This is a genomic window from Vibrio sp. Y176 (genome assembly GCF_033438945.1).
This window is the reverse complement of the sequence record NZ_JAWOQS010000711.1, coordinates 1-631: the sequence shown is the minus strand read 5'-3', so window position 1 is coordinate 631 and position 631 is coordinate 1. Positions and strand designations below refer to the sequence as shown.

Here is a 631-nt window from a genome sequence, read left to right as displayed (position 1 = left end):
GTCAGCAATCAGATGAGACTAGCCTTACAGAGCGCCGCAACAACAATACTGGTTGTTGCGGCTTACTTGTCTGCTGACTTGGAATTTCCCATCTGATTACTCCACGCTTACGAATATGAATTGCTACATTTTATCCGATTATCTTTTGCTTCGCAATGCGGCATGGGCGCACTCAGCGTTCCAGCCCCCTCTGCCGCCCTAACTGCCACGACACCGACCCGCCCTGCACGATGCCCATAACCTCGCGGCCGAGTTGGCGGTCGATGATCGGCCGCCACGGGACAAGGGTGAACTCATGGGATTTCTCGACCACGGCGAACTTGCCGCTCGATAGATGCACGGTTCCGGTAAACTTGCCGCTGACGCTCTCGCCGTCCGTGGCGGCGCGGAACGGCAGGCCCTTACTCAAAGCCATATCCGATCCGACGCCGGCTACCTCGCGCTCCCGCAGGATGGCGAGAAGGTTGCGCCGGTAGAAGACGCGGCTGTCCCGGCTGCGGGTGGCGTCGCCCTGTTCGATATGGTGCTCGCGGCGCTGGTCCATGGCTTCGCGGACTTGTTGCCCGAAGCCGGTTGGCGCAAGGTCGGCCGTCTCGCCGTGGATCAGCCGCCGGTCCAGCCAGGTCGCGCC

Annotated in this window: 1 protein-coding gene; it reads right to left on the bottom strand. The window is 61.5% G+C overall.

Annotated features, from left to right (window positions below):
* Positions 1–172: 172 nt before the first annotated feature.
* On the bottom strand, positions 173–631 hold a 459-nt coding region (locus tag R7O13_RS28210; protein ID WP_318305366.1), incomplete at its 5' end, for a DUF3363 domain-containing protein.